Source organism: Pseudotamlana agarivorans (assembly GCF_001642835.1).
GTDB lineage: Bacteria > Bacteroidota > Bacteroidia > Flavobacteriales > Flavobacteriaceae > Pseudotamlana > Pseudotamlana agarivorans.
The window spans coordinates 642,866-662,063 of the sequence record NZ_LXEI01000001.1; the positions used below are offsets into that span (position 1 = coordinate 642,866).

A 19,198-nucleotide genomic window follows, 5' to 3' on the forward strand; every position below is an offset into this window, starting at 1 on the left:
TCCGCGCTATCGGGTTAAGTCTTATTAAAAAAGTAATTTCCTAAAGCAGCAAAGAACAATAAAATAAGTAAAATTAAAAGTTCGTCCAGATTGCTATCACTTACAATAAACCTTCTTCCTAATATTATAACCACCCCTATAAAAAAAAGGGCTGCCATTTTTAAATTATTTCTTTTATTCATTTTATAGGGTAAAATTGGGTGTATTATAAATAAACACACCCAAAGAAGCACATTGTATTCCTTCTCTCCAACCAACTCCTTGTAATTTTTCCATGTGATCTAATTCTAAATTTTTCATATTAAAATAATTTTAAATTATGCCATTCTAGGTTAAAAATTAGGCTCCGAAATTATGAATGGCGATAGCAATTTCTTTACCTTATTTTTTATCTTATTTGGATGACTACTCCTCCATAGTTAATTTGACTTTTTTTGCCAGGCATAAACGGATGAACTTCGGTAGTACCACTTAAAAAATCTTTTGGAAATATATCTTTCATAATAAACTATTTTACAACAATTCATCATTAAATAATCCCAATAAGTAAAGAGAGAGAGTAAATAATAGCAGATGTAACTATCTTCTCCCCAAACGAAAAAAAAAACAAGCACACAATGTTTTTTCCTACTTTTACAAGAGAAAAATCTTAAATACAAAAATAACATTAAACCTTTTAATTAAAAAATCAATAACTTAAAGTAAAACAAAAAAATCGCCTAAATCAAAAATGCTCTAGACGATTCCGTATTTTTAGAAGCTATGTAAGCTCATTATTTCGCTGCTACACAACGTTTTTCAACTTCGTTCCAGTTTAGCCGATAGCGCAAACATATTTACTTTTTGATATAACCAGACTTACAATACCCTAGAAAGCCATTTAATCGTAAAATTTTCATTAAAATAATTTCTATCCAAAACATAAGCTACAAGAACTCCAAATATTGAAGCAAGGATATCATAAATATCGAAAGGTAAATGGTTTACATAAAACCTTTCAAATTCCATAAAAACAGGTAGTAATATTGATAAAATCATAGCGGATTTAACCGAACTATTAATAGTTCTATACGACCAAAAAACCATTACAGCTCCAAGAAAATTTGGTAGAATACCTAAAAGAAATTTAAAAAATGAAAAGTGATCTGGGGAGGTATAATAAAATGGTCGAATTCTTTTTACGACCAGTAGATACGCAATCATGAACAGCAGAACAGCAAGCAACCTAAAATATTTCCCCATGACTTTCTAAAATTAAACCAAGCTATAACACAGTAGGAAATCAACTAACAAAAAACTATTTCTTGTCAACTTCATTCCCTAAGTAATAATATATTAAATAAAGCCACCCAAAAACGCCGTGTACAAGAGCCATCAGAATTGATTTATTCTGACTCCAAGAAATAATCATGGCTAATACCGTTCCTATTTTAATTGATGTATATACCGTGTGCATATGGTCTATATTCGTAACTTATTAAGGATAAATAAAGCTAATTACGTAAAGCAAAAACAACAAAACAAGGTTTTTTCTTACTTTTTTAAACAAAAAAATCGCCTAAAGCAAAAAGCTCCAGACGATTCAGTGTTTTTAAAAGCTATGTAAGCTTATTATTTCGCTGCTGCGTAACGTTTTTCAACTTCGTTCCAGTTTACTACATTAAAAAATGCAGAAATATAATCTGGACGACGGTTTTGATAGTTTAAGTAGTAAGCATGCTCCCATACGTCAAGACCTAAAATAGGTGTTCCACCACATCCAGTTCCTGGCATTAATGGGTTGTCTTGGTTTGGTGTTGAGCAAATTTCAACTTTACCACCTTTATGTACACATAACCATGCCCATCCTGACCCAAAACGTGTTGCTGCAGCTTTAGAGAATGCTTCAACAAACGCTTCTTTTGATCCGTAAGCAGCTTCAATAGCATCTTTTAAATCTCCAGATAAACGACCTTTATCTTCTGGGCTAATAACGTCCCAAAATAAAGAGTGGTTATAAAAACCACCACCATTATTTCTAACAGCACCATTACTCATATCTAAATTCGTAAGAATATCTTCTATAGATTTTCCTTCTAAATCAGTTCCTTCAATAGCAGCATTTAAGTTGTTTGTGTAACCTTGGTGATGCTTAGAGTGGTGAATCTCCATTGTTTTTGCGTCAATGTGTGGTTCTAAAGCATCGTATGCATATCCTAATTTCGGTAATTCGAAAGCCATAATTTTAGTTTTTAATTAATAATATTTGATTTGTCCAAATTTACACATAAAAGCGGGCAATTAAAAATAATTAATTGTTATCAAATCATCGATAGTTTTTATCTTGTATGCAAATTTCCTTTTATGCAATCCACAGCACCCTTTACCATTTACAATGCTTCGGCTGGAAGCGGTAAAACATACACACTGGTTAAAGCCTACTTAAAAATACTATTTGGTTCGCATTCAAAAGATCAATTTAAGCGCATTTTAGCCATTACCTTTACCAATAAGGCGGTTGCCGAAATGAAGGATCGCATTATTGAAACCCTAAAAAACTTTGCACAACCTTCTATATTAACCGCTAACGATAGCATGTTTAACGACATTTGTGAGGCTTTAGAGATGACTCCGGAAGCGCTACACAAAAAATCGGAAAACCTATTAAACTACATCATACATAATTACGCAGCTTTTGATATTTCGACTATCGATGGATTTACGCACAGACTCATTAGAACTTTTGCGCACGATTTAAAACTACCCTTAAATTTTGAAGTGGAACTCGACCAAGAGTCCTTGCTTTTTGAGGCCGTAGACAGTTTAATTACCAAAGCAGGAACAGATACCGAACTTACCAAGACACTTATTGATTTTGCTTTAGAAAAGGCCGATGATGATAAAAGTTGGGACCTCTCCTATGATTTTAACAAAATAGCCAAACTGCTTACCAACGAAAATGACATTCCTTTCATTGAAACCTTAAAAGATAAAAGTTTACAAGATTTTAAAAACTTAAAAGTTCAGCTGAAACAGGAAATTGCAAGGTCAGAAAGCAAGATTCAAACTAAAGCACAACATGTATTAGACACCATTAAGGATAAAGGTTTAGAACATTCCAATTTTTCTAGAAAAACACTTCCGAATCATTTTTTAAAAGCATTAAACTTAGACTTCCTAAGACTATATGACAATAAACTGGGAGAAAACATAAGCGAAAGAAAAGGCATATACACAAAATCCTTAAACGCCGACTTAGCTAGTGCCATCGATAGCCTCTTACCAGAAATTGAGGAATCTTACAATAGTATTAAAGAAGAAGTCTATCATCTTAAATTTTTAAAGAACTTTTATAAAAACATCACGCCTTTATCCGTATTAAATGCCATTAATAATGAATTAATCTCTTTAAAAGAAGCGCAAAACAAAATGCTAATCTCCGAATTTAATGCCATTATTAGTACCGAGATTAAAGCACAACCTACACCTTTTATATATGAGCGTATTGGCGAAAAGTTTAAACATTATTTTATTGATGAATTTCAAGACACCTCGGTATTGCAATGGGAAAATCTCATTCCTTTATTAGAAAACTCTCTTTCCGCTCAAGGCGGAAGCACCATGCTAGTAGGTGATGCCAAACAAGCTATTTACCGTTGGCGCGGAGGAAAAGCCGAACAATTTATTGGACTGTTTAACGAGGTTAATCCGTTTCACATACAAAAAGATGTTGCAAACCTGCCCGCTAACTTCAGGAGTTTTAAAGAAGTCGTTGAATTTAATAACGGTTTGTTTCAGTTTTTAGCCAATCAGGTATTTCATCATGAGGCCTACCAAAAGCTATATAATGACGCGTCACAACAAATCACTAAAGATGAAAATGGTTATGTGGAACTTTCATTTTTAGACATCAATAAAGAAGACGATAGAAACGACATATTTCCAGAAATCACCTTAGAAAAGATTAAAAACAGTCTGAATAACGGTTTTCAACTGAAAGACATTTGCGTTCTGGTAAGAAAAAAGAAGGAAGGTGTGGCTGTGGCCAATTATTTAAGTCAGCATAACATCCCAATCATTTCATCGGAAACCTTATTGATAAACAATGCACCTGAAGTTGGTTTCATAACCCATTTATTAACACTACTGCTTCAGCCAAAAAATAATGAAATAAAAATCAAGGTCTTGCATTTTCAAACCGAACATTTTCAAATTGAAAACAAGCACGACTATTTCATCAATCATATTCATCTTTCTATAGAAGAACTCTTTGAGAGCTTTAAAGAATTTAATATATCTATTTCAAGCTCCGAGTTACTTCAGCTTCCACTTTACGACATGGCCGAAACGATTGTTAGAACCTTCGGACTTGTTAAAAACTCTAATGCCTATATTCAGTTTTTCTTAGATATCATTCATGATTTTGCTCAGAAAAAAGGATCTGACATTTCTGGTTTCCTTGAATTTTTTAATAAGAAGAAAGACAATTTAAGCATTATTTCACCTAAAGGACAAGATGCTGTACAGATCATGACCATCCATAAATCTAAAGGCTTAGAATTTCCAGTGGTTATTTTCCCGTATGCCGATTTAGATATGGCTCGCGATGTCGATCCTAAGGAATGGTTTAAAATAGATGAAGCCCAATACCAAGGTTTATCGTACACCCTTTTGAATTACACTAAAGATTTTGAATATTTTGGTGATGAAGGTTTAAACATTTTTAACCGCCATGAATCGGAACAAGCTTTAGACAATATAAACTTACTTTACGTGGCGCTTACCCGAGCGGTAGAACAATTATATATCATTTCAACCAAAGACACTTCGGCTAAAGGGGAAGCCAATTCCAAAAAATATTCTGGACTTTTAATTTTATACCTACAGCATTTAGGATTGTGGCAAGATGCTCAAGGTCTTTACGCTTTTGGTTCGCCAAATAAAACATCAAAAGTTGCAACAAAACAACAAGAAACTGAATTTCAACAGGCTTTTATTTCAACAGCTAAAGAAACTCACAACATTAAGGTGGTTACCAAATCTGGACTATTGTGGGACACGAATCAGGAGGCAGCCATAGAAAAAGGAAATCTCATCCACGATATCATGGCAGGCATTAAAACAGAAAAAGACATCGACCCTGTTTTTAATCAGTATCTGAAATCCGCCATCATCAATCCCAAACAAGCCGATACGCTCAAAAATTTGGTTACACAAATTGTACAACACCCAGAATTATTAAAATACTACAACAACCCCGAACACACCATATATAATGAACGGGATATTATTACAAAAACAGGCATGGTGTACCGTCCAGATCGCGTGGTAATCGATAGTGAAAATAACGCTACCATTATTGATTATAAAACCGGACAAATCGACAAACACCACGCCCAACAATTACAGTTGTATCAGGATGTTTTAGAAGAGATGTTATTTACGGTTAAAAAGAAGATTCTTATATACACAAATAATGACATTACCGTAAAAGTTGTTTAATTTTGCATAAAATTTAATAAAATGTACGGAAAACTGAAAAATCATCTTCTTGAAAAAATTCAAGACATCAAAGATAACGGACTTTATAAGGAGGAACGTATTATTACTTCGGCGCAAGGTGCTGAGATCACATTAAATACAGGCGAAACGGTTTTAAACTTTTGTGCCAACAATTATTTAGGACTCTCGTCGCATCCCGAAGTTATTCAAGCCGCCAAAGATACTATGGACAGCCATGGTTTTGGCATGAGTTCGGTACGCTTTATTTGCGGAACACAAGATATTCATAAAGAACTAGAACAAAAAATTGCCGATTTTTACCAAACTGAAGACACCATATTATATGCCGCAGCCTTTGATGCTAACGGTGGCGTATTTGAGCCATTACTTGGTGCTGAAGATGCCATAATTTCAGATTCTTTAAACCACGCATCCATTATTGATGGGGTACGGTTATGTAAAGCCGCGAGATATCGATATCAAAATAACGACATGGCCGATTTAGAAGAACAGCTTATCACTGCGAACTCTAAAGGCGCACGTTTTAAAATTATTGTAACAGATGGTGTGTTTTCTATGGACGGACTCGTAGCGCCCTTAGATAAAATTTGTGATTTAGCCGATAAATATGATGCTTTGGTTATGATAGATGAATGCCACGCCGCAGGATTCATAGGTAAAACAGGCCGTGGTACTTTAGAAGAAAAAAACGTATTAGACCGCATTGATATCATTACCGGAACTTTAGGTAAAGCCTTGGGTGGCGCTATGGGAGGTTATACCACAGGCAAAAAAGAAATTATTGATTTGCTGCGTCAACTGTCTAGACCTTATTTATTTTCTAATTCCTTAGCCCCTGCAATTGTTGGCGCCTCCATTAAAGTTTTTGACATGCTTGCTAACAATACCGAGCTTAGAGATACTCTAGAATGGAACACCAGTTACTTTAAAAAAGGTATGAAGGAGGCAGGTTTTGACATTATAGATGGTGATTCTGCCATAGTCCCAGTTATGCTGTACGATGCTAATCTAGCTCAAAGCATGTCTAAAGAACTGCTAAAAGAAGGCATTTATGTCATCGGATTCTTTTTTCCGGTGGTTCCTAGAGAAAAAGCAAGAATCCGTGTACAACTCTCAGCAGCACATACTAAGGCCCATTTAGACAAGGCAATTAGCGCTTTTACTAAGGTTGGGAAGACATTAAACGTTATTTAAACTCAGTCTGAAATACGGATTATGCCCATGCAAACTTAGGTTGGCCATACTTATATCTACAATATTTTTATATATTTGTCTTTGTTAATAAGAATTAACAACTTACTTTTGTTTACAATTAACACTTAAAATTTAAACTTTTGAATATGAAAAATCTTAGCAGATTATTGTTCGCTATGTTGCTTGTACTTGTTTGTAGCAACGTAAATGCGCAAGACAAAAACAATCCATGGCAGATTACCATTGGAGCAAACGCAGTAGACTTTTACCCAGTTGGTGAAGATTACCCACAAGGTGAATGGTTTGATGAATTCTTCAATGCAACTGATCACTGGAACATATTACCTTCTCTATCAACTATTTCTGTATCGAAATATGTAGGTAGCGGACTTACTTTTGGTGTTGCTGGTTCTTTAAACAAAATTTCCAAATTTGGAGATGACGAAGATGGAATGTACAGCGATGCTTCTTACTATGGAGTTGATGGTACTATTAAGTACAACTTTTTACAAGGAACTACAATCGATCCATTTATTGGTGTTGGTGGTGGTTACACTTGGGTTGACGAAATTGGTGCTGGTACTGTAAACGGAACTGTTGGTACAAACGTTTGGTTTACTGAAAACATCGGTTTAACTCTTCAAGTTGCTTACAAACATTCTTTCGAAGATTACTTATACTCTCACTTCCAACACACTGCTGGTATCTCTATCAGATTTGGTGGTGCTGATACTGACGGTGATGGTGTATATGACAAAGATGACGCTTGTCCACATGAGCCAGGTTTAAAAGAATTTAACGGATGTCCTGATACTGACGGTGACGGAATCCAAGATAGCAAAGACGATTGTCCTAACGAAGCTGGTTTAGCTGAGTTTAACGGATGTCCTGATACTGACGGTGACGGAATCTCTGATAAAGATGATGCTTGTCCTACTGTTGCAGGTATTGCTGCATTAAACGGATGTCCAGATGCTGACGGTGACGGTGTTGCTGACGGTGATGATAAATGTCCTAACGAAGCTGGTCCAGCTGCAAACAGTGGATGTCCTTGGCCAGATACTGATGGTGACGGTGTATTAGATAAAGATGATAAATGTCCAGATACTCCTGGTACTGTTGCTAACAACGGATGTCCAGAATTATCAGAAGCTGTACAAAAATCTTTAAATGCTTACGCTAAAACTATCTTATTTGATACTGGTAAAGCAACGATTAAATCTCACTCTGCAGAAGTATTACAAAACATTATCGATATCTTAAAAGAGTACCCTCACGCTAAGTTTACAGTTGAAGGTCACACTGATAGTGTAGGTTCTGCTTCTTCTAACCTTAAGTTATCTGATGCTAGAGCACTTTCTGTAAAAGATTACTTAACTAAAAACGGTGTTGAAGACTTCAGATTATCTGCTAAAGGATATGGAGAAACTAAACCTATCGATACTAACAAAACTAGTGCTGGTAGAAGAAACAACAGACGTGTTGAAATTAACTTAGTAAAATAAGACTATATTTTAAAAAGTTATAAATAGATTAAGAAAAACGCTTCGGGTATCCGAAGCGTTTTTTATTTTTATAACATGACAACATTCATATTTGATGTATTACAAGATTTAAAAAACAAACAAACAAACTTCTCTGAAGTTACCTTTGTTTTACCCAGCAAACGTGCTGGTGTGTTTTTAAAAAACCAACTCCCAAAGGTTTTAGACCATACATTATTTGCTCCAAAAATTATAAGTATTGAAGAGTTTGTAGAAGAAGTAGCGAACCTAGAAAGCAGTTCTAATACCGAATTACTTTTTGAATTTTACAACAGTTACCTTCAAATTTCAAAAGGCGATGAGATCGACAGTTTCGAAACCTTCTCGAAATGGGCGCAAATCCTACTTCAAGATTTTAATGAAATTGATCGCTACCTCATTCCGCAAGAACATATCTTTGAATATCTTGCTGCCATTGAAGATTTAAAACATTGGTCTCTAGAAGAGCCTAAAACAGAATTTGTTAAAAATTATTTAGCCTTTTGGAATAAGCTTTTTGATTATTACAAGCATTTCACCAAACATCTTATAAGCCAAGGCATAGGCTATCAAGGTCTCATATATCGAGAAGCAGCTAAACAAATAAAAGGATACATTTCAACACATCCTGATAGCCAGTATATATTTCTAGGATTTAATGCCTTAAACACCGCCGAAGAAATTATCATTCAAGACATATTAGAACATGGACTTGGACAAATTTATTGGGATATAGATCAGGTCTTTTTCGAAAACCCATTACATGATGCTGCCTTATTTACGAGACAGCATAAAAAAAACTGGAACATTTTTAATACCCACCCCTTTGAGTGGATTACAAATAACTATTCCGGATCAAAAGACATCACCTTATTCGGAATTCCAAAAAACATAGGTCAAGCTAAATATATTGGAACCATTCTTCAAGAGTTACACCAAGAGCACGCCACCTTAGAAAATACGGCGGTTATTTTAGGTGATGAAAACTTACTCATACCCGTATTAAATTCCATTCCAAATGCTATTAAAGATTTAAACATCACTATGGGATTTCCTCTAAAATCAATCCCGCTAGCTTCTTTTTTTGATACACTTTTTAATATTCATAAAACACATTCAAAATCCTTTTACTACAAAGACATCATCAAGCTTGTTTCTCATCAATTCATACGTCCTATTTTTAATGTAGAAGATATTGATTATGCGTCGTTACTCATAGAGACCATAGACAGCAACAATATGGTTTATCTCTCGGTAAAACGCTTAAAACAATTGGCACCTCATTGCGCTACGGTTATCGATTTACTTTTTTCAAATTGGCATAAATCCATTGATCAAGCTTTAAAAAATTGCACAGATTTAATTCTAGCTATCAAAGACCGTTTAGATAAAAACAGTAAATCTGATATTCTGTCCTTAGAGTACCTTTTCCGTTTTAACGAACTTTTTAATGGGTTAACACAATTAAACAATACGCATGAACATATTAAAGACATTTCAACCTTATACAGCGTCTATAATGAGTTATTGAGCTCCGAATCCTTAGACTTTCAAGGTGAACCTCTTCAAGGCCTCCAAATTATGGGTATGTTAGAATCGCGTGTATTGGATTTTGAGACGGTTATAATTTCATCTGTTAATGAAGGGGTTTTACCTTCTGGAAAAAGCAACAATTCCTTTATTCCATACGACGTTAAAATTGAAAATAAACTTCCAACGTATAAAGAAAAGGATGCCGTTTATACCTATCATTTCTACCGTTTATTACAACGAGCAAAACGTGTCATTATTCTATATAATACAGAAGCAGATGTACTTACAGGTGGTGAGAAAAGCAGATTTATAACCCAATTAGAACTTGAAGGTATTCATGATATTAAACATCAAATTATTGCTCCTCAAGTACCCATATTGGAACAACAATTAACCGTTGTAAAAAAGAACGCTGCATTGAATGATGCTATCGCTAAATTGGCAAGTGGAGGCTTTTCGCCTTCTTCGCTAACCAATTACATGCGTAACCCCATTGATTTCTATTATCAAAATATTTTAAAAATACGCGATCATAACGATGTGGAAGAAACTGTTGCAGCAAATACCCTAGGAACCGTTGTACATAACACCTTAGAAGACCTTTACAAACCATTAATAAACCGTTTTATCGACTTGGAAGTGATTAAAAGTTTAAAAGGGAATATCGAAGAGCGTGTTACGCATCATTTTAAAACAGAATATAAAGAAGGTGATATAACCAAAGGGAAGAACCTCATTATTTCTGAAATTGCAAAACGCTACGTTTCTAATTTTTTAGATTTAGAAATTAAAAGTTTAAAAGCGGGAGACCAGATCAAAATTCTTGCTATTGAAGCCCAAAATGATATCGTTATAAATATTCCCGAGTTAGACTTCCCAGTGCGTTTAAGAGGTATCGTAGATCGTGTTGACGAATGCAACGGTGTGATTAGAATCATTGATTATAAAACAGGGAAAGTAGACCAAAATCAAGTAGAAATCACCAACTGGGAGGACATTACTACTGATTATAAAAAATATAGCAAAAGCTTTCAAATACTCGCTTATGCCTATATGATGCAACAGCAAGGCATACTAAAATATCCTATGGAAGCCGGTATCATTTCATTTAAAAATATGGGTGCGGGCTTTTTAAAATTTTCAAAAAAGGAAGCAGGAAGCCGTTCTAAAAACGCTTTAATTACTGAAGATACGTTAGCCGCCTTTGAAAAAGAACTAAAAGGTTTCATTTTAGAAATATGCGATCCTAAAATTGATTTCACCGAAAAAGAAGTGTAATATGATCATAGAAAAGAATAATAGTATTCCAGGTAAACACAACAAACCGATTCTAACGGATGTCTTTTTTAAAGGCAACCAAAACCCTAAACCAGTGCTTATATTTTGTCATGGATACAAAGGTTTTAAAGACTGGGGCGCTTGGGATTTGATGGCTCAAGATTTCGCTGAATTAGATTACTTCTTTATAAAATTCAATTTTGCTTATAATGGAGGAACGGTTGAAGACCCCATAGATTTCCCCGACTTAGAAGCGTTTGGCAATAACAACTACAGTAAAGAGTTAGATGATTTAGAAACCATTATAGATTGGGTAACTGAAAATCAAACGTATAAAAACGAATTGGATGCTAATAACATCATCCTTTTAGGACATAGCAGAGCTGGTGGCATTGTAAGTATAAAAGCTCAAGAGGACCATCGTGTAAAACAAGTAATAAGTCTAGCAGGTGTTAGCAATTATGCCAACCGCTACCCTATTTCTGGTGATGCGGAACAGTGGAAAAAAGAAGGCGTAAAATATGTAGTAAACGGCAGAACAAAACAACAAATGCCACACTTTTATCAGTTCTTTGAAGATTTCACAAAGCACCAAGAACGCCTTAATATTAAACGAGCGGTTTCAAACCTCAAACAACCTTTTCTAATTATTCATGGCGATAAGGATACTAGCGTATTAATTGAAGAAGCAGAAAATCTTCATAAATGGAACCCCGAAAGCACTTTTAAAATAGTTGAAGGCGCCGATCATGTTTTTGGAGCATCACACCCATGGAAACATGACACCCTACCAGAACACCTAGAAGAGGTTATTCAATTGGTTAATAACTTTGCTAAATAACACGTTTAATATAGACTTGCCTATATGCTTAACTCTGCGGATCATTTTTCAATATATGAAAGAGAAGAAATTCTCGAAAAGCTAAAAACAAGCACTTTCGACCTTGCTATTATTGGCGGTGGCATTACTGGAGCTGGCATTGCTTTAGATGCAGCTTCCCGCGGATTACGTGTTTGCCTAATTGAAAAAACTGACTTTGCTTCTGGCACAAGTAATAAATCTACCAAGCTCATACATGGCGGTTTGCGTTACCTCAAACAATTTGAAGTGGGCCTAGTAAGGGAATCTGGATCCGAACGTGCAATTGTTCATAATCTTGCACCCCATTTAGTCCTTCCGGAAAAAATGCTGTTGCCCTTAAGCGAAGGCGGCACTTATGGTCCATTAATGACCTCTATAGGATTAAAAGTCTATGATTTTTTAGCTGATGTACATGGTGAGGACGGAAGAATCATGCTGAACAAACAAGAAACCCTAGCAAAAGAACCCCTACTTAATCCTAATACCACAACAGGTGGTGGTTTGTATGCTGAATACCGTACCGATGATGCCAGACTCACTATTGAAATACTAAAAAAAGCAGCTTCATTTGGTGCCACCATTTTGAACTACTGCGAACTTAAAACTTTCAATTATCATACAGACTCGCAAATAAAGAGTTTAAACTGTGAAGATCAACTTGGAAAACAAACCCTAAACATCACAGCAAAACATTACATCTCCGCAACTGGTCCTTGGGCCGATGTTATACGCCGAACCGACCATTCGATTAATCATAAGCACCTCCATTTAACAAAAGGAATACACATCGTAATTCCGCGAGATAAATTACCTATAAAACAGGCACTTTACTTTGATGTAAAAGACGGACGTATGATTTTTGCCATTCCGCGCGGTCGTGTAACTTATGTTGGCACCACAGATACCAATTATACAGGGAATAAAAATCGTGTTGTGAGTACCAAAAATGATTTACAATACATACTTGAAGCTATAAATGCCACATTTCCTGACATTCATTTAACTGAAAATGACGTAGAGTCTAGTTGGGCCGGCTTACGCCCTTTAATTCATGAGAACGACAAAGGTCCATCAGAATTATCTAGAAAAGATGAAATTTTTGAATCACCAACCGGATTAATTACCATAGCTGGAGGTAAACTTACAGGCTACCGAAAAATGGCCCAGCGTGTCTTGGAGGTTGTTTTAGACCGCATGTCTTCCGAAGAAAAATCAAAATTAAAAAACTCTCAAACAGAAAAGATCCGATTAGTTGAACCCTATTTTAATTCAACTAATGAAGTAAAAACGTTTCAAAAGGAACTCGAATTAAAACTAAATAAAATAGAAGTTTCAAACGATTATCATGCGTGGTATTTATGTACCAATTATGGTAAAAAGGCCCTTGAAATTTTAACCAAAACAAATGAGTTTGAAAATCAATCACCATTAGAACGCCTCATAAGAGCAGAACTTTGGTTTAGTATCACCTACGAAATGACCACCAGTTTAACTGATTTTTTTGTTAGACGTACGGGGCGTTTATATTTTGACATCCAAAGTGTTCACCAATACCGAGAGATTGTTTTGGCAGATTTCAGCATCTATTTAGATTGGAAAGCCCCTAAAATTGAACAGGAAAATAAAAATTTAGATCTAGCTATTCAGGATGCCACAACATTTTACGATGAAGAAATGTTATAGATTAAAGTTTAAAAAAAGAGGGCAACAAAAATAAATTCTGCTACCCTCCCAAACTTAAAAATCAAACTTCAAATTGCTATTAATCCGTTCTAATTTTTAATACATTAATTAATCCTTAAACTTAAAATACTTTTGTAATTCTTAGCTCTACAAATTTACGACAAGCCTGACTAACCTTATACGACATGCTGTGTCCTAGACAGTTATATAGTTACAAATATTGTTCTCACCAGATTTTCTTCTTCTAAAGACAAATCATCACCCTTTAAATGAATTAAAAGATCCAAGGTTCTATCTAAAGACAAATCCGTGATATGCTCAGATTTATAATCGATTTGAAGCAATAAATCCTTTAGTGTTGAAGCCGTTTGTATTTGTTCCAAACTAGAATTTTTGCGATCATCTATCGCAATTTCTATTTCTTTTAATTTATGTAGAAGCATCCTATAATTATTTTTCTAGTATACTGGAAATGTGACATTTATAACTTCTAATGGATAAATCAAAAAAATTAAAGGTCCAAACTTTTTGGAACATACACCGAAGCATATTGCCCATCTTCTCTGAAATTAATTAACCATTGCACCAATAAATTTTCTGCTTTATCTAAAGGCAACATAAATAAATTAGCCACAGCAGGAGCCATACCAAACATGTCTTCTTTTCTATACTTAGAAAGCATATGCAAATAGATGAAAACACGATACTCCAAGGAAGTAATCGGTCTATGGTTTTCATTTTCTGTACGTTGACACATGGTATTGGAATTAAAAAACCACAAGGTTTCCAGTTACATGTTGCAAATTTAAGAGTGCCTAACCGTAATTCTTACGACATTAAATGTCATGAGGCTATTTTTAATTATATTTATTGACTATTTTAACACATAGATGAAAAGATATCATTCCATAGGCGAGTTATTTAAGGATTATCGAGAATACAATAACTTGTCTCAAATCGATTTTGCCGCAAGTATTAAAGTCGATTTACGAACCATACAGCGCTGGGAAAAAGATTTAACCCTAGTGAAATCTGAAAAAGAAGAAGATATTGTTTTGGCAACATTAATGCCTTACCAACTCATACACAACCTTAATGCTGCGGTTCCAATTCCTACTTTCTACAGCTTTAAAACCAGAAAGTACTCACTTTCCGAGCAAAACAGCAAACTTCCAAATTTATCTTGGTACAAAGATCAACTCGAACTTACAACACCAAACATAAGAACCATTGACTACGATTTGGACATCAAGCATATCGATAATTACATAGACTCTCAGCATAAAGACGACAGTTACGTAAACGATGAATTGATTCGAGAGGCCGTTAAATTACTGCCGGAACTTAACTTTGTATTTACAGGAAGAACAGGGTATTATGCAGGACATTGTATCGTTTTACCTATTAAGGAAGCGACCTATATAAAACTTAGAAACCGAGAAATAGATAACAAAAACCTGAGAGCAACCGATTTAATTAGTCCGAAACAATTAGAACGCCCCATTTATTACCGATATGAAATTACAGGAGATTGTAATGAAACCATTTTTTATGTGATGGCCGAATTTTTTAGATATTTTAAAAAATTAAACAAAAAATATCTGCTTTGTGGCTATACCGAACGTGATGATAATTACCACTTAAACTTGGAAATTGGATTAAAAAATGTTTGGGAAGACAAAGCCTTACAAGAGACCTTAGGTTTAGAATATCCTCCACGATTTATTGAAGGTGATTTTGACCATTTTCTATTTGATGACTAAACTAACCAAATCCTCCTCACTCGAAAGCGTATAACATTTCACTTTCTGGATATATTTTTTGAATCCAGAACAGTTCATCAAAAATTTGTAGAAATGAAATGAGATGTTTAAAATCTTTAGTATCAACAAAAATATTGTAGCCCAATAAACGTTCATCAACGACTAGTAAATGTTTAGGGTCATTGGAATAGCTGAAATAACTCATTAAAAACTCGAAACAATCATGGCCAGCAATTTTTTCGTTTCTTACAACCCATTGTTTGCATTCAAAAACATCGTTTTTAACCTGTTCATAAACTAGCAATTCATTTCGAGCATACGCTTCGTTTTTGTGATAAAATGAAAACTCCAATAACCTTTCATATAGCGTTAAAAAAAGAAAAGCATCATCTTTAGTCGTACAGGAGCAACTCCCAGTGAATTTATAACGACATTTCAAATTTGGGCAAGACCAGTTATACTTGATATCTTTAAATTCAGATTCAAAATCCAACAGCCATTTCTGAACGTCATTAAAAGTAAAAAGCTCGTTTTTTTGTAGGTTGTGAAATGCTGATAAGGCCTTAATTTTCATAAAAATATTAGTGAATAGCTTCTCTAGTATACATATTCAACGTCTTTTCACAAATAATATTATACTGTTCTATTTGTTTGGAAGTAGGCCTAACATGAATATCATAAAGCATAGCACGTAAGGCTGTTTCAAACCACTTTTTTTGCTCAAAATTTAAATCAGCTAGAATGTCATAAGCTTCAGCATCCGCTCTTGAAGCATATTTATGCACATAAGCTTTCTTAATATCAAAGCCCACACCTTTAAATTGTTCATGAATAAAATTGTACATTTTAAGATTTAAAGCAGTCTCATCGGCCATAACAACTAAAAAAAAGACATGCACCATGGCTTCTAACTGATCGGTGTTTAAAGTTTCACTAAACGTTTTAATATTTGGATTTTCATGAAATCCAAGTATTTTTTTCTTACTACCTAATAAATTAATCACTTGCTTACAGTTTTGTTTCCACACAAAGCTAGTTTGAAAGCCCTATAAAACAGACGACATTAAGTGTCGGCTAGAGGTCTATATTCTAGATATACCTTTACTTTAAATAATCAAGTATCAATAAAATACATACTTTTTAAGGGTGTAAGAAGTATTTTACTTTAGTCCTTAAATTCTTTTCAGAGAATAAATCATTTTGTATATTGTATACTTGTATAGCATTAATAATTAAAAACAAAAATTATGAATGATAATGGTAACACATTTTTAGGACTTCTAGCAGGAACAGCTATTGGTGCAGTTTTAGGAATTTTATTTGCTCCAGATAAAGGCGTAAATACTAGACAACGTATTAGTGACGAAGCAGATACTGCTAAGGATAAATTAACTAATTTAGCACACGATTTAAAAGAGCAAGCAATAAGTACTGCTTCAACAAAAAAGCAGAGTTTGGACGAGCATGTTGAAGCCTTGGTTTCTGATGTTAGTTATAAAGCAGAAGATATCATTTCAACGCTTGAGAAGAAATTAAAAGATCTTAAAGAAAAAAGCAAAAATTTACAAAAATCATAAATACATATGAGTTTAAACGACTCCTTGGCCAACACTAATCAAAAAGCAAAACAAGTTAGTGAGAAGTTTTTTCATACTTCTTATGAGTACTATAAACTCAAGATATTTCAACAATTAACAACCTCCTTTGGTATCGTTTTTAAAACTTTATTCATTGGAAGTTTGTTAATTATTGGTTTAACTTTTCTAGCTATTGCTTTGGCTTTTCTAATTGGTAAATCTTTAGGAAACTACACTCAAGGATTCTTAATTGTAGGCGGAGGATTTGTTTTACTGTCTATAATTGCATTTATGTTAAGAAAATATATGAGCAATTTTATAATCAGTAAACTGTCTGAAAAGTTTTTTAATTAGTATGAAATCATATAAAAACACAAAAAGCATTGAACGCGATTTAAAGATTTTAGATTTAGAACGTAAAATTGCCTTGGAAGAAATAAAAATGCTTAAGCATGATTATACTGAAAGCTTGAATCCTATTAACTGGATACCTGAAAAACTAAGGTGGTTAGCGACTACATACTCAACAAAGCTTATTATTAACAAGCTTTTTGGGAATAGAAAATGGTAAGATAATTATCAAAATCAATGAAAAAGCTGCTATTGAAATTATTCAGTAGCAGCTTTTTTGTTTCTATGAATAAAATGCTAACACATCAATACACTCTGTTTACACACTAATAATCAACATCTTAAAACAAGTTCCTTTTAAAAATAAACTAAAAACAGCTCTGCTTTCATTTATTTATCGTAATATTGCAATGTATAAATAATAAGATTATGGGATTAGCTAAAACCGAAATGTTTAACGACTTACAAAATGAAATTTCTTTAATTTCAAAAGCCTTTAGTCACCCTGCACGTGTAACCATTTTACAATACCTATTTAAAATAGATAGCTGTGTTTGTGGAGATTTGGTTAACGAAATAGGTTTAGCCCAACCCACAATCTCTCAACATTTAAAGGAGTTAAAACAACTTGGCTTAATAAAAGGGACTGTTGAAGGAACTAGCGTATGCTACTGCATTAACCACGAAAAATGGGCACAAATGAAAACGGTTATGTCCGAATTTCTAGATCAAGACCTCCCTACTAAACAAGACTGTTGTTAAAAAAATTTAAACGTATTAATCGTATTATTACAATAAAAAAGAATAATTATGACACTATCTGAAGTAAAAAACAAACTCACCACCTTAGACAAAATAGCTTTTGAATTGCCAAATGGCGAATTGGTACCTAGTCATTTTCACGTTACCGAAGTTGGAAAAATAACCAAACACTTTATAGACTGTGGTGGCACGGTACGTCATGAAGAAGTGGCCAATTTTCAATTGTGGAATGCCAACGATTACGATCACAGATTACATCCTGAGAAATTACTAAACATCATAGAGCTATCAGAAAAGGTCCTGGAGCTTGGTGATTTAGAAATTGAAGTGGAATATCAAGGTGCTACTATTGGCAAATACGGATTGGAATTCGATGGCGAACATTTTCTTCTAGCTACAAAACAAACCGATTGCCTTGCTAAGGACAACTGTGGTATTCCTCAAGAAAAGCCAAAAATGAAACTTTCTGAAATTCAAAAACCAACTGCTTCAAGTTGCTCACCAAATAGTGGCTGTTGCTAAATCATAATTAAAATTGTAAAGAACAAAAGAATGAGCCTTTTTAAAAATATTGAAACCACCATTTCAACCTTCAATGTTGAAAGTATTTCACAGGAACGCAAAGAAACCCTTCAACCCTTAATCGATTTTATTCAAGCCAAAGTAAATGCTAAACAAGACATACGCATCAACTTTATTTGTACCCATAATTCTCGACGTAGTCATTTGTCGCAAGTATGGGCACAAACGCTTGCTTATCATTTTAATATTGAAAAAGTATTTTGCTATTCTGGAGGAACCGAAGCTACAGCTCTTTTTCCTGTTGTAGCGGAAACTCTAAAAAACACAGGATTTGAGATTGAAACCCTTTCTGAAAACAAAAACCCTGTGTACAGTATAAAATATACTAATAACGCCCATCCTATTATTGGGTTTTCTAAAAAATTAGATGCCCCGTTTAATCCAACTTCAGAGTTTGCAGCAATAATGACTTGTTCTCAAGCTGACGGTGGCTGTCCGTTTATAGCCGGAGCAGAAAAGCGTATTCCAATTACGTTTGAAGACCCAAAGGCTTTTGACGGTACGCCGCAACAAGCCGAAAAATATAACGAAAGAAGCATACAAATCGCTACCGAGTTATACTATGTGTACTCACAAATAAACGCATAA

General features: G+C 34.2%; 21 protein-coding genes. 13 read left to right on the plus strand and 8 right to left on the minus strand.

Features of this window, described 5'->3' with window-relative positions; genetic code table 11:
• Positions 1–14: 14 nt before the first annotated feature.
• The 4 genes from A6I66_RS16580 to A6I66_RS02650 all read right to left on the minus strand — a co-directional run bounded on the left by A6I66_RS16580 (position 15) and on the right by A6I66_RS02650 (position 2,220).
• Positions 15–158 carry a hypothetical protein gene (locus A6I66_RS16580; RefSeq protein WP_157614035.1) on the minus strand — a complete coding sequence of 48 codons (144 nt, stop codon included), beginning with the start codon at positions 156–158 and terminating at the stop codon, positions 15–17.
• A 700-nt stretch (positions 159–858) separates the two neighbouring features.
• Positions 859–1,038, minus strand: a complete 180-nt coding sequence (locus tag A6I66_RS16585; RefSeq protein WP_157614037.1) for a hypothetical protein — start codon at positions 1,036–1,038, stop codon at positions 859–861.
• Positions 1,039–1,297: 259 nt separating this feature from the next.
• A complete protein-coding gene (locus A6I66_RS16710) occupies positions 1,298–1,456 on the minus strand; it encodes a hypothetical protein (RefSeq protein WP_169815702.1) in 159 nt (52 codons plus the stop codon).
• A gap of 155 nt (positions 1,457–1,611) precedes the next feature.
• Positions 1,612–2,220 carry a superoxide dismutase gene (locus tag A6I66_RS02650; RefSeq protein WP_067145251.1) on the minus strand — a complete coding sequence of 203 codons (609 nt, stop codon included), beginning with the start codon at positions 2,218–2,220 and terminating at the stop codon, positions 1,612–1,614.
• A 123-nt stretch (positions 2,221–2,343) separates the two neighbouring features.
• Here A6I66_RS02650 and A6I66_RS02655 point away from each other — a divergent pair, with 123 nt between their 5' ends.
• From A6I66_RS02655 to A6I66_RS02680, 6 genes are all read left to right on the plus strand, one after another.
• A complete protein-coding gene (locus tag A6I66_RS02655) occupies positions 2,344–5,481 on the plus strand; it encodes a UvrD-helicase domain-containing protein (protein ID WP_067145254.1) in 3,138 nt (1,045 codons plus the stop codon).
• Between the two features lie 21 nt (positions 5,482–5,502).
• Positions 5,503–6,696, plus strand: a complete 1,194-nt coding sequence (kbl, locus tag A6I66_RS02660; protein WP_067145256.1) for a glycine C-acetyltransferase — start codon at positions 5,503–5,505, stop codon at positions 6,694–6,696.
• Between the two features lie 146 nt (positions 6,697–6,842).
• Entirely contained in the window at positions 6,843–8,201 is a 1,359-nt protein-coding gene (locus tag A6I66_RS02665) for an OmpA family protein (RefSeq protein ID WP_067145258.1), read from the plus strand.
• Positions 8,202–8,276: 75 nt separating this feature from the next.
• Positions 8,277–11,030, plus strand: coding sequence for a PD-(D/E)XK nuclease family protein (locus tag A6I66_RS02670; RefSeq protein WP_067145260.1), 2,754 nt, complete (start codon positions 8,277–8,279; stop codon positions 11,028–11,030).
• Position 11,031: 1 nt separating this feature from the next.
• Positions 11,032–11,871, plus strand: coding sequence for an alpha/beta hydrolase family protein (locus A6I66_RS02675; RefSeq protein ID WP_067145262.1), 840 nt, complete (start codon positions 11,032–11,034; stop codon positions 11,869–11,871).
• A gap of 24 nt (positions 11,872–11,895) precedes the next feature.
• On the plus strand, positions 11,896–13,575 hold the full coding sequence (locus tag A6I66_RS02680; protein ID WP_067145264.1) for a glycerol-3-phosphate dehydrogenase/oxidase: 1,680 nt from the start codon (positions 11,896–11,898) through the stop codon (positions 13,573–13,575).
• A 203-nt stretch (positions 13,576–13,778) separates the two neighbouring features.
• Here A6I66_RS02680 and A6I66_RS02685 read toward each other — a convergent pair whose 3' ends face one another.
• Positions 13,779–14,018, minus strand: a complete 240-nt coding sequence (locus A6I66_RS02685) for a hypothetical protein (protein WP_067145267.1) — start codon at positions 14,016–14,018, stop codon at positions 13,779–13,781.
• Between the two features lie 68 nt (positions 14,019–14,086).
• A complete protein-coding gene (locus A6I66_RS16590; RefSeq protein ID WP_157614039.1) occupies positions 14,087–14,332 on the minus strand; it encodes a hypothetical protein in 246 nt (81 codons plus the stop codon).
• 133 nt (positions 14,333–14,465) lie between these two features.
• On the opposite strand from A6I66_RS16590, the gene A6I66_RS02695 reads away from it, so the two are divergent.
• Positions 14,466–15,338 carry a helix-turn-helix domain-containing protein gene (locus A6I66_RS02695; protein ID WP_067145271.1) on the plus strand — a complete coding sequence of 291 codons (873 nt, stop codon included), beginning with the start codon at positions 14,466–14,468 and terminating at the stop codon, positions 15,336–15,338.
• Between the two features lie 16 nt (positions 15,339–15,354).
• On the opposite strand, the gene A6I66_RS02700 is transcribed toward A6I66_RS02695, so the two are convergent.
• Positions 15,355–15,912 carry a hypothetical protein gene (locus A6I66_RS02700; RefSeq protein ID WP_067145273.1) on the minus strand — a complete coding sequence of 186 codons (558 nt, stop codon included), beginning with the start codon at positions 15,910–15,912 and terminating at the stop codon, positions 15,355–15,357.
• A 7-nt stretch (positions 15,913–15,919) separates the two neighbouring features.
• Complete coding sequence (locus tag A6I66_RS02705) at positions 15,920–16,342, minus strand: hypothetical protein (RefSeq protein ID WP_067145275.1); 423 nt, start codon at positions 16,340–16,342, stop codon at positions 15,920–15,922.
• A 243-nt stretch (positions 16,343–16,585) separates the two neighbouring features.
• On the opposite strand from A6I66_RS02705, the gene A6I66_RS02710 reads away from it, so the two are divergent.
• The 6 genes from A6I66_RS02710 (at position 16,586) to A6I66_RS02735 (ending at position 19,198) form a co-directional block, all read left to right on the plus strand.
• Complete coding sequence (locus A6I66_RS02710; protein ID WP_067145277.1) at positions 16,586–16,915, plus strand: YtxH domain-containing protein; 330 nt, start codon at positions 16,586–16,588, stop codon at positions 16,913–16,915.
• A gap of 6 nt (positions 16,916–16,921) precedes the next feature.
• Positions 16,922–17,269, plus strand: coding sequence for a hypothetical protein (locus A6I66_RS02715; RefSeq protein ID WP_067145279.1), 348 nt, complete (start codon positions 16,922–16,924; stop codon positions 17,267–17,269).
• 1 nt (position 17,270) lies between these two features.
• Positions 17,271–17,486 carry a hypothetical protein gene (locus A6I66_RS02720; protein WP_067145281.1) on the plus strand — a complete coding sequence of 72 codons (216 nt, stop codon included), beginning with the start codon at positions 17,271–17,273 and terminating at the stop codon, positions 17,484–17,486.
• Between the two features lie 209 nt (positions 17,487–17,695).
• Entirely contained in the window at positions 17,696–18,028 is a 333-nt protein-coding gene (locus A6I66_RS02725) for an ArsR/SmtB family transcription factor (RefSeq protein WP_067145283.1), read from the plus strand.
• Positions 18,029–18,076: 48 nt separating this feature from the next.
• Positions 18,077–18,550: a DUF6428 family protein gene (locus tag A6I66_RS02730; protein WP_067145285.1), complete on the plus strand. Its 474-nt coding sequence runs from the start codon at positions 18,077–18,079 to the stop codon at positions 18,548–18,550.
• Positions 18,551–18,580: 30 nt separating this feature from the next.
• Positions 18,581–19,198 (plus strand): arsenate-mycothiol transferase ArsC, encoded by a 618-nt coding sequence (locus A6I66_RS02735; protein ID WP_067145287.1) that lies wholly within the window; start codon positions 18,581–18,583, stop codon positions 19,196–19,198.

What these genes read in the sequence shown, in the direction of transcription:
- A6I66_RS16710 (WP_169815702.1), bottom strand. Translation starts at nt 1,456, where the DNA reads ATGCACACGGTATATACATCAATTAAAATAGGAACGGTATTAGCCATG.
- A6I66_RS02715 (WP_067145279.1), top strand. Translation starts at nt 16,922, where the DNA reads ATGAGTTTAAACGACTCCTTGGCCAACACTAATCAAAAAGCAAAACAA.
- A6I66_RS02695 (WP_067145271.1), top strand. Translation starts at nt 14,466, where the DNA reads ATGAAAAGATATCATTCCATAGGCGAGTTATTTAAGGATTATCGAGAA.
- A6I66_RS02720 (WP_067145281.1), top strand. Translation starts at nt 17,271, where the DNA reads ATGAAATCATATAAAAACACAAAAAGCATTGAACGCGATTTAAAGATT.
- A6I66_RS16585 (WP_157614037.1), bottom strand. Translation starts at nt 1,038, where the DNA reads ATGATTTTATCAATATTACTACCTGTTTTTATGGAATTTGAAAGGTTT.
- A6I66_RS02710 (WP_067145277.1), top strand. Translation starts at nt 16,586, where the DNA reads ATGAATGATAATGGTAACACATTTTTAGGACTTCTAGCAGGAACAGCT.
- A6I66_RS02650 (WP_067145251.1), bottom strand. Translation starts at nt 2,220, where the DNA reads ATGGCTTTCGAATTACCGAAATTAGGATATGCATACGATGCTTTAGAA.
- A6I66_RS02670 (WP_067145260.1), top strand. Translation starts at nt 8,277, where the DNA reads ATGACAACATTCATATTTGATGTATTACAAGATTTAAAAAACAAACAA.
- A6I66_RS02655 (WP_067145254.1), top strand. Translation starts at nt 2,344, where the DNA reads ATGCAATCCACAGCACCCTTTACCATTTACAATGCTTCGGCTGGAAGC.
- A6I66_RS02730 (WP_067145285.1), top strand. Translation starts at nt 18,077, where the DNA reads ATGACACTATCTGAAGTAAAAAACAAACTCACCACCTTAGACAAAATA.
- A6I66_RS16590 (WP_157614039.1), bottom strand. Translation starts at nt 14,332, where the DNA reads ATGTGTCAACGTACAGAAAATGAAAACCATAGACCGATTACTTCCTTG.
- A6I66_RS02685 (WP_067145267.1), bottom strand. Translation starts at nt 14,018, where the DNA reads ATGCTTCTACATAAATTAAAAGAAATAGAAATTGCGATAGATGATCGC.
- A6I66_RS02680 (WP_067145264.1), top strand. Translation starts at nt 11,896, where the DNA reads ATGCTTAACTCTGCGGATCATTTTTCAATATATGAAAGAGAAGAAATT.
- A6I66_RS02735 (WP_067145287.1), top strand. Translation starts at nt 18,581, where the DNA reads ATGAGCCTTTTTAAAAATATTGAAACCACCATTTCAACCTTCAATGTT.
- kbl (WP_067145256.1), top strand. Translation starts at nt 5,503, where the DNA reads ATGTACGGAAAACTGAAAAATCATCTTCTTGAAAAAATTCAAGACATC.
- A6I66_RS02725 (WP_067145283.1), top strand. Translation starts at nt 17,696, where the DNA reads ATGGGATTAGCTAAAACCGAAATGTTTAACGACTTACAAAATGAAATT.
- A6I66_RS16580 (WP_157614035.1), bottom strand. Translation starts at nt 158, where the DNA reads ATGGCAGCCCTTTTTTTTATAGGGGTGGTTATAATATTAGGAAGAAGG.
- A6I66_RS02700 (WP_067145273.1), bottom strand. Translation starts at nt 15,912, where the DNA reads ATGAAAATTAAGGCCTTATCAGCATTTCACAACCTACAAAAAAACGAG.
- A6I66_RS02665 (WP_067145258.1), top strand. Translation starts at nt 6,843, where the DNA reads ATGAAAAATCTTAGCAGATTATTGTTCGCTATGTTGCTTGTACTTGTT.
- A6I66_RS02675 (WP_067145262.1), top strand. Translation starts at nt 11,032, where the DNA reads ATGATCATAGAAAAGAATAATAGTATTCCAGGTAAACACAACAAACCG.